Source organism: Rhizobacter sp., from assembly GCF_035702065.1.
Lineage (GTDB): Bacteria > Pseudomonadota > Gammaproteobacteria > Burkholderiales > Burkholderiaceae_C > Rhizobacter.
In genome coordinates this window covers 1-8,361 of record NZ_DASSRA010000096.1, presented here as the reverse complement: position 1 = coordinate 8,361, position 8,361 = coordinate 1, and the positions used below count along the sequence as shown (strand labels likewise).

The window sequence follows — 8,361 nt, the reverse complement described above, 5'->3', positions numbered from 1 at the left end:
GTCTTGCGCGTCCACCCAGCAGGCCACCCTGCCCGAGCGCCAGGGAACGGTCGAGCAGATCGTCCCGACGGAGCTGCCGAGTTCGCACCATGCCGGCGTGGGAGCGGTGGTCGGTGGCGTATCGGGCCTGGGCATCGGCCATCTGATCGGCGGTGGCACCGGCCGTGATGTGGCTGAAGTGCAGGGGGCGCTGGGCGGCGCGGTGCTTGGCAACGAAGTGCAGAAGAAGTACGACAAGCCGGTGACCGCTCAGCAGATCATCGTGCGCATCAGCAACGGCGTGCTGGTGTGGGTGACGCAGCCCGTCACCCTGCCGCTGAGCGTGGGCCAGCGCGTCTACATCGAGGGCCATGGGGAGTCGGCCCGCGTGATCCCTCGCTGAGAACCTGCTGTCACGCGTTCGCTGGGTGCGAACGCGGGCTTGTCGATTCGCTGGATGCGCTACTACGGCAGCGTCGCCTTGTTCCAGCCCGCGCCGGGGTTGAAGAGCGTCATGGCGCGCGCCAGGGCATCGGTGTTCCGGCCGAGATCCTTCTCGTAGACGATGCCGTCGTGGCTCACCATGAAGCTCATCACGCCGGTGTCGCCGTAGCGCACCGGCCAAGCCACCAGCGCGAAGCCGGCCCGCATGCGCCCGCCGATGACGTAGTCGTAGGCGCCGCCCGGGGCGTCCTTGCCCTGGGCGGTGAGGATCTTGTAGTTGTAGCCCCAATAGCCCGGGCCCTTGGGCGGCTGCGCGGCGATCAGCGGGCCGAGCGGGCTTTCGTCCACGTCGAGCGGGCTAGGCCAGTACAGGCCGTCGCGCGCGCCCTCAGAGCTGCGCAGCTTGCGGGCGTACTCGCGCACGCCATCGCCGCTGCGGTCCTTGGTGGCGTACTCGCGCTGTGCGTCGTAGTAGGCGAGCACCGCCTGCATCGCGGCGAGTTCGTTGCGGCCGATGCGGGCCGTGCGCAGCCGCTCGCTGCCGGCGGCCGTGTCGAACTTCCATTGCGATGACTTGGTCCGCACGATCGGGATCGGCAGCGTGAAGCCGGGGGCTTCACCCACCGTCAAGACGACGCTGCTCTCGCTTTCCTGGTCGATCTTGTGCTGCTTGTCCCACGCAGCGAGGAACGCATTGACGTCGTCGCGGCTGAGGTCATCGGTCGGGATGAAGCGCTTCCAGTCCTGGCCCAGCACGGTCTGGAGCAGCTTGGTGTCGTTGTCGCGCAGCGCCTTGACCAGGGTGTCGGCCGCGGACTCGGGTGTCGCGAAGCCCTTCTGGGCATGAGCGAGCGGCGCGCCGAGCAGGCAGGCCAGCAGCGCGGTGCGAAGAAGTCGGTTGATCCAAAGGGTCGGCATGGGTTGCTCCACGTCTTATCGGCGACCGCCACCACCGCCACGGCCACCGCCGCCGGCGCGTGCCCCACCGCCGCCCATCGACTGACGGCTTGCGCTGCCGCGGTCGAACTGCTGGCGCGTCTGGCCCGGGTTGCTGGCGCCGCGCAAGGCGTGGTCGTTGCCACCGAGTGCCTGGGCGCGATCGCGTGAGGCACCGAGGTTGGACGCCCCGCCGCCGAAGTCGCGGTTGCCTGCGCCACCGCCGAGACCACCGCCTTCTCGACCAGCACCTGGCGTGCGCCCACCACCGGCCAGGTCGCGCCCTGATCGCTCTGCCGCGGCCTGGGCGCGCTGGCGGGTGGCCGGGTCGTTGCGCAGCTGCTCTCGTGCCTGGGCCGGGTCCATGCCGCGGCTTTGCAGCACCGACTGCGCCTGCTGGCGGCGCGACTCGGTCACCGGGTCGCGGCCCCGGAAGTTGTTGCGGGCCTCGGCGCCGCCGCGGCCCTTGTCGAACCTGTCGCGCGTGGCCTGGTCGCGGTAGGGCACGCCCTTGCGGTTGGCCGCGTTGTGCTGGAACTTGTTGTTGCCGCGGTCGCGCTGTTCGGCGCGGTTGATGTTATTGAAGCGGTCGACGTTGATGTTGATGTCGCCGCCACCCCAGTTGCAGTTGCCCCACAGGATGGAGCCAACGGCCACGCCCCAGAACACGCCGGCTGCGAACGCGCCGGGGTAGTAGCCTGGGTAGTAGTAGGAGTAGGGCGGCCAGTAGTACGGCGGGTAGTAGGGGTAGGGCCAGGGGCCGTACACGACGTTCGGGTCGTAGGCCGGCACGTAGACCACGTCGGGCTTGGCCGGCTCGATGATGATCACCTGCTTGTCGGCTTCGGTCTTCGTGGAGACGTTCTGCTGCTCGTTGGACTTGAGGTTGCCGGCCGCTTGCGCCTTGGTGCGCAGGCGCTGCACGGCGTCGAGCACGTCTTTTGACGAGGCAAGGAAGGCGTCGCCCAGGTTCTGCACCCAATCGGGCTTGTCGCCCATGGCCTGCAGCACCTGCGGGAATGCCGCGAGCGCCTTGACGGCCGGATCCCAGGACTTGTCTTGCACCAGCTTGACCGCGGCGTCGCCTTTCTGGTCCTTGTTCGCCTTGGACCACTTGGCCGCCTCGGCCACGTCGGCCGGGTAGGTGGCGCCCATCAGCACCTGCGAGAGCAGCGAGTCCGGGTAGAGCGCAATCGGCGCGACCAACTGCTCGATCTGTTCGCTGTTGAACGCCGCCGACGAAGGAGCGGCTGCCTGCGGAGATGCCGCTTGCGCAGTGGCCGGAGCCGACGTGGTCTGCGCAGCCACCGCAAGGGGCAGCAAGCTCAGGGCAACGAGGGGAACCAGTCGCTGTGTGAACGTGCTCATCGGGGGCGAGGCTACACCAAGCGCAGAGGGCTGGCTATCGGTGGCGTGCCTCGTGCAATGGGCGCCCCGGAAACGAAAAGGTCAGCAGGCGTTGACCTGCTGACCTTGTGTTTGTGGCTCCTCGACCTGGGCTCGAACCAGGGACCTACGGATTAACAGTCCGGCGCTCTACCGACTGAGCTATCGAGGAACAGAGCCTTGCATTATAGCCTGACTTTTTGGTGGTGCTTACAAGCTCATTTCAACCGACAGGCGGAAGGTGCGCGGCGCCAGCGGATAGAGGTACACGTGGCCGAACTGGAACGGAGATTCGCGCCAGGCGCGGCGGTCGAACACGTTATCGATGCCTGCCCGCCAGGTGAGCGAAGCGTCCGACAGTTTCTGCTCGTAGCGCGCGGAGAGATCGACGACGCCATAGCCGGGAATGCGCACGCTGTTGTCGGCCAGGACCATGCGGTCGCTCACCCCGAGGGCGTCGGCTTGCAGACTCAGCCCCGGCAACTCGAGCACGAAGTAGCGCGCCTGCAGTTTGAGGGTCTGCTCGGGCACGTTGACAGGGCGCTTGCCGTTGGCTTCGGGCTGGGTCTGGCTGCCATGGCGGCGGGCGCGCAAGGCCTGCACGCCACCCTGGAAGGCCCAGGCGCCGGCGCGCAGGGCGGCATTGGCTTCAACGCCTTGGTGGCGCGCTTCGCCGTCTTCGACGTGAGTGCAGCTGTCGTCGGTGCCGTCACAGACGCCGCTGTCGGCCCAGACGGGGCGAGTGATGTCGAACCACGCAATGCCCCAGTTGGCGTTGGCGGTGCCGACCTTCAGGCCCAGCTCGACTTGGCTGCTCTTGGCGCTGGAGGCCTGCCCCCGGTTGCTGTACATCGGCAGCGCAGGAGCGACGTCGCTTTCGACGCCTTGGCCCCAACTGGCGTAGATCATCTGCTCGGGTGCGAGGGTGTAGCTCGCCGCGATCCAGGGCGTGGTGAGCGACTGGCTGTAGTCCGTGGCTTCGCTGCCGTCGGTCCGCACCGACTCGCGCCGCAGGTGGGTGTTGCGCAGGCCCAGCCACAAGGTACTGTTCTCGGTCAGCTTCACGGCGTCGCGTGCGAAGAACTCGGTGGAACGCTCGTCGCGGTTCGTGTTGGTGCCACTGCGGTCGTCGTTGGGGTAGGTGGCCAACGTGCCGTCGACGTTGCCGATGCCGGACGGTGTGCTCTCGAAGGGGTTGGCGAAGCTGAGCGCATAGGTCTGCGGGCCGAAGCGGTTCTCGACCTTGCTGAACAAGGTGCCGACCGACCAGTTGTGCTGCACGCTGCCAGTGGTGGCTTCGCCTTGCGCGGAGACCTGGATCGCATCGGTTCGGCGACGCTCGTTCTCGCTGCGGAAGTCGTAAAGGTCGTAGGTGCCGTCGCTGCAGTAGCGGTCCCAGTGGCCTTCGGCGGTGCAGCCGTAGGGGAAGGCCAGGCGGTCGTCGGTCTTCAGGCGTTGCGTTGCGGCATGCAGACTCAGGCTCCAGCCGTCCATCTTGTGCGTGCCTCGGATCGACGCCGTGTCGGCATCCATAACCACCGGCTGCGACCACGGCTGGTTGTTGAGGTTGATGCGCGGGTCACCCGGCGCGGGCACGTTGGGGCCGAGCAGACTGAAGCCGGGTTGGCTGGGCTGCGAGCGGTGGCTGGTCTCGAACTCGGCTTCGATCAGCGTGGATGGGCTCAGGCGCCAGTCACCGGCCGCGGCCAGCAGGTAGCGTTTGCCCTGGGCACTGTGGAGCTGCGGGTCGAGGTGTTCGTACGCAGCGTTCACGCGTACGCCGAAGTCGTTCTGTGCGCCGAAGCGCTGGCTGAGGTCGGCGCTGCCCACCACCGAGCCGGGCTCGCGCCAGCCAAGCTGCGCGCTGCGCAGCGGGGTGTCGGTGGGCCGCTTTACCACCATGTTGACCAGGCCGCCCGGCGAGCTGGTACCGGCCTGCATGCCGCTCAGGCCCTTGAGCACTTCGACGCGCTCCTTGTTGTCGAGCGGGATGGAGGTCTCGGCATTGATGGGCAACCCATCACGGCGGTAGTTGAAGCGGTTATCGAGCACGAAGCCACGAACGGCGAGAAAGTCCCAGTAGCCCTCGGCGTTGTAGGCGTCGCTCACCGAAGGGTCGATCTTGGTGATGTCGGCGAGGCGCTGTGCGCCGCGGTCTCGCAGCTGTTCAGCCGAGATCACGCTGGCTTGCAGCGGGGTGGCGGACAGCGGAATGTCACCCCAGCCGGACACGGATACCACAGGGTCGTTGCGGCCGGTGACGGTCACCGGAGCGAGTGTGGTGGTCTGGGCCTGTGCGCCGGCGGCGAGCATGAGTGCCGCCGCAGCCATGGGTGAACGGGAGAAGTGAAACGAGCGGATGGTTGCCATCGTGTGATCCGGGAAGCGATGGCAGGTCGGCGAACACGGGCCGCGGCGCTGTGAAGAGGGCTTGGGCTGCCGTGCGTGCTTCCCTGCGCGAGGATTACCTCAATCAGGTTCAAAGGGACTCTCTCAGTCAAACACCTTGCGGTGTTCAACACCCCTAGCGAGTGCTGCGCGGAATGCGCAGCGGGCGAATTATCAATCAATCGAAAGTGGGCGTCTCCACGCCCAGCACCTTGTGCAGCTTGGGACTGGTGGTCGTGTACTGCAGGTGGATGCGCTTTTCCGGGAAGATGTAGGGCGCTGCGGCAAAGGCGGCCAGCGCAGCTTCATGGAAGCCGGAAAGGATCAGCTTCTTCTTGCCTGGGTAGGTGTTGACGTCACCCACGGCGAAGATGCCCGGCGTGCTGGTCTCGAACTTCTCGGTGTCAACGACGATCTGCTTGCGTTCGAGGTCGAGGCCCCACTCTGCAATCGGGCCGAGCTTGGGGCTCAGGCCGAAGAACACCAGCATCGCGTCCAGCGGCACCACGCGCGTGACTCCATCGCCGCCGGTGACCTTGGCGCCGGTGAGCCTGCCGTCAGCTTCTTCTAAGCCGGTGACCTGGCCCACGATGAACTGCATCTCGTAGGCTTCGCACAGTTCCTTCATGCGGGCCACGCTCGCCGGGGCGGCCTTGAAGCCGTCGCGGCGGTGGATGAGGATCACGCTCTCGGCTTTGTTGGGGCCGTCTTGCACGAAGTTGAGCGACCAGTCGAGTGCCGAGTCGCCGCCGCCCACGATCACGAGGTTCTTGCCTGCAAATTGCGCCGGGTTCTTGACGCGATAGTGCAATTGCGTGCCGTCGTACTTGTCGAGGCCCTCGACCTTCAGCAGGCGCGGCTGGAACGAGCCCACGCCACCGGCGATGAAGATGGTCTTGGTGAGGAAGCGTGTGCCCTTGGATGTTTCGACATGGAATCGGCCATCTGGCTGCTTCTGCACTACGGTGACTTCTTGCCCCAGGTGAAAGGTGGCACCGAACGGCTCGATTTGCTTGAGCAGGTTGTCGGTGAGTTCCTTGCCCGTGCACATGGGCACGGCCGGGATGTCGTAGATGGGCTTGTCGGGGTAGAGCTCGATGCACTGCCCGCCAGGGTAGGCGAGCGAGTCGACGATGTGGGCCTTGATTTCGAGCAAGCCGAGCTCGAACACCTGGAACAAGCCAACGGGCCCGGCGCCAACGATGACGGCATCGGTTTCGATGAGGCCGTCGTGTGAGCCGGTGGCAGTCAGTTCCATGGCCAGGCGAAACGGGCTACTTGATCAGCTCGGAAAGCTTGCCGGTCTTGTCTTTCCACTCTTCGGCGTCGGGCAGTGCCGCCTTGCGCTTGGTGATGCTGGGCCAGCCGCTTTTCGCCAGCTCGGCATTGAGCTTGATCATGTGTTGCTGATCGCCGGGCACATCTTCCTCCGGCATGATCGCGTTGACCGGGCACTCGGGGATGCACACCGCGCAGTCGATGCACTCGTCCGGGTCGATGGTCAGGAAGTTCGGGCCTTCGCGGAAACAGTCGACGGGACACACGTCCACACAGTCGGTGTATTTGCAGCGGATGCAGGCTTCGGTGACGACGTGGGTCATGGCTCTTGCTTTGATGAAGTGGCGGTTGTGCGGGTCTCGCCGGCTGGCGAAACAGCGCATTTTAAAGGCTTCAGGGTTTCTACTTGGCCCGAGGCCGGCCTGTGAATGGGGGTGTTCAGCGCACGTGCGCCTGCGCCCACGGTGACGATGGTGGGCCGCCCTGCATGCAAGAGGCTGGCTTGCGCCAGCTCCTGCACGCAGTGCTCGCTGTGCAGTGCATCGGGCCAACCCGCACGCGACACCACGCTCGCGGGCGCATCGCCAGGCCAGCCGGCGTCGATGAGCTGGCGTGACAACGCGGCGAGTTGCTTGCCGGCCATGTAGAAGACTTCGGTATCGGCAGTGCGTGTGGCGTGGATGTCGCCGGAGCGCGTCATGGCCGTTGCGAGGCTGACGCTGCGGCCGGTGCCGCGGCGCGTCAGGGGGCGTTGGCTGCAGGCAGCGGCCGCAATGGCCGCGGTGACGCCCGGCACCACTTCGCACGAGATGCCAGCTTCGGCCAGTGCTTCGAGTTCTTCTTCGAGCCGGCCGAACACGCTCGGGTCACCACCCTTGAGGCGAACGACGGAGTTCACTTCTTGCGCATGCTTCACCAGCAGCGCATTGATGGTGGATTGCCCGGTGCTGTCGCAAAAGCCACGCTTGCCCACGTGGATCCATCGGGCGTTTGGCGCCAATTCCTTCAGGGTCGGGTCGATGAGTGCATCGAACAGCACCACGTCGGCGGTGGCGAGCAAACGCGCGCCACGCAAGGTGATCAGGTCGGCGGCCCCGGGGCCTGCGCCGATGAAGATCACCTGGCCCATGTCAGGCGGCTCCCTTGACCAGCAGTGCGCCGCTGGTGCGGTTGCTGGCCGGGTCGACGATGATGAGCGAGCCACCGACGCGGTTGGACTGATAAGACTCCACCGGCAGAGCTTGCTGCGTTTCGATGATGACGTGGCCGATTTCGTTGACGTTCAGTTGATGTGCGTCAATGGCTTCCAGCGAATGGATGTCGAGCCGGCTCTCGATGCTGGCGATGCGGGCCTGCACCCAGCGGTTGCCGTGGCGCACCCAGTACTTGCGGCCCACCACCGCCGGCTCGGTGTCGAGCCAGGCCAGCGTGGCGCTGAAACGCTGCGTTTCGTGGATGGTCTGGGGGGTGGCGATCCAGTCGCCGCGCGACACGTCGAGCTGGCGGTCGAGCAGCACGCCGGCCGATTGACCCGCCTCGACCACGTCGACGCTTTCGCTCGCCAGACGCACCTCGGCCACCACCGCAGTCTGGCCACTGGGGAAGATCTGCACGGTGTCGCCGGCCTTCACGCGGCCATGGGCGACGCGGCCGAAGAGCTGGCGCGGCTGGTTGCCGGTGCCTTCGCCTTCGCGGGCCACGTACTGCACCGGGATCAGCAGGTCACCGTCCTTGCGCTCCTGCAGCGCGGGCAGTGATTCGAGCAGCTGCAGCAGCGAGGGGCCGTTGTACCAGGGGGAGTCCAACGGCTGGGTGACGTTGTCACCGCGCAAGGCCGAGACCGGGATGATGCCGGCGACTTCAATGCCGGCCTGCTGTGCGAAGGCACGCAGCGCCACGCTGACGGCCCCGAAGGCTTGGGCCGGGTCGCTCACCGCGTCGAGCTTGTTG

General features: G+C 66.4%; 8 protein-coding genes, 1 tRNA gene and 1 riboswitch. Of the genes, 1 reads left to right on the top strand and 8 read right to left on the bottom strand.

Annotation, left to right across the window (positions count from 1 at the left end; all coding sequences use genetic code 11):
- Positions 1 to 382 (top strand): glycine zipper 2TM domain-containing protein (locus VFL64_RS04460; protein ID WP_489539181.1); only part of this gene is annotated, 382 nt, incomplete at its 5' end.
- 62 nt (positions 383 to 444) lie between these two features.
- On the opposite strand, the gene VFL64_RS04455 is transcribed toward VFL64_RS04460, so the two are convergent.
- The 8 genes from VFL64_RS04455 to VFL64_RS04420 form a co-directional block, all read right to left on the bottom strand.
- Positions 445 to 1,341 (bottom strand): DUF2950 domain-containing protein, encoded by an 897-nt coding sequence (locus tag VFL64_RS04455; RefSeq protein WP_489539180.1) that lies wholly within the window; start codon positions 1,339 to 1,341, stop codon positions 445 to 447.
- A 15-nt stretch (positions 1,342 to 1,356) separates the two neighbouring features.
- On the bottom strand, positions 1,357 to 2,682 hold the full coding sequence (locus tag VFL64_RS04450; RefSeq protein ID WP_489539179.1) for a DUF3300 domain-containing protein: 1,326 nt from the start codon (positions 2,680 to 2,682) through the stop codon (positions 1,357 to 1,359).
- Between the two features lie 159 nt (positions 2,683 to 2,841).
- Positions 2,842 to 2,917, bottom strand: a tRNA-Asn gene (locus tag VFL64_RS04445).
- A 38-nt stretch (positions 2,918 to 2,955) separates the two neighbouring features.
- The gene (locus tag VFL64_RS04440) at positions 2,956 to 5,115 is read right to left on the bottom strand and encodes a TonB-dependent siderophore receptor (RefSeq protein ID WP_489539178.1); all 2,160 of its coding nucleotides are present in this window, start codon (positions 5,113 to 5,115) and stop codon (positions 2,956 to 2,958) included.
- 63 nt (positions 5,116 to 5,178) lie between these two features.
- A riboswitch (TPP riboswitch) is annotated at positions 5,179 to 5,281 on the bottom strand.
- 30 nt (positions 5,282 to 5,311) lie between these two features.
- Complete coding sequence (locus VFL64_RS04435) at positions 5,312 to 6,391, bottom strand: NAD(P)/FAD-dependent oxidoreductase (protein WP_489539177.1); 1,080 nt, start codon at positions 6,389 to 6,391, stop codon at positions 5,312 to 5,314.
- 16 nt (positions 6,392 to 6,407) lie between these two features.
- Positions 6,408 to 6,734, bottom strand: a complete 327-nt coding sequence (fdxA, locus tag VFL64_RS04430; RefSeq protein WP_489539176.1) for a ferredoxin FdxA — start codon at positions 6,732 to 6,734, stop codon at positions 6,408 to 6,410.
- Positions 6,731 to 7,540, bottom strand: coding sequence for a uroporphyrinogen-III C-methyltransferase (cobA, locus tag VFL64_RS04425; RefSeq protein ID WP_489539175.1), 810 nt, complete (start codon positions 7,538 to 7,540; stop codon positions 6,731 to 6,733). The genes fdxA and cobA overlap by 4 nt, the downstream gene beginning before the upstream one ends.
- Position 7,541: 1 nt before the next feature.
- A partial coding sequence (locus VFL64_RS04420; RefSeq protein ID WP_489539174.1) for an elongation factor 1-alpha C-terminal domain-related protein occupies positions 7,542 to 8,361 on the bottom strand: 820 nt, incomplete at its 5' end.

Excerpts from the sequence above, each read along its gene's own strand:
- VFL64_RS04455 (WP_489539180.1), bottom strand. The coding sequence starts at position 1,341 with ATGCCGACCCTTTGGATCAACCGACTTCTTCGCACCGCGCTGCTGGCC.
- VFL64_RS04440 (WP_489539178.1), bottom strand. The coding sequence starts at position 5,115 with ATGGCAACCATCCGCTCGTTTCACTTCTCCCGTTCACCCATGGCTGCG.
- VFL64_RS04435 (WP_489539177.1), bottom strand. The coding sequence starts at position 6,391 with ATGGAACTGACTGCCACCGGCTCACACGACGGCCTCATCGAAACCGAT.
- fdxA (WP_489539176.1), bottom strand. The coding sequence starts at position 6,734 with ATGACCCACGTCGTCACCGAAGCCTGCATCCGCTGCAAATACACCGAC.
- cobA (WP_489539175.1), bottom strand. The coding sequence starts at position 7,540 with ATGGGCCAGGTGATCTTCATCGGCGCAGGCCCCGGGGCCGCCGACCTG.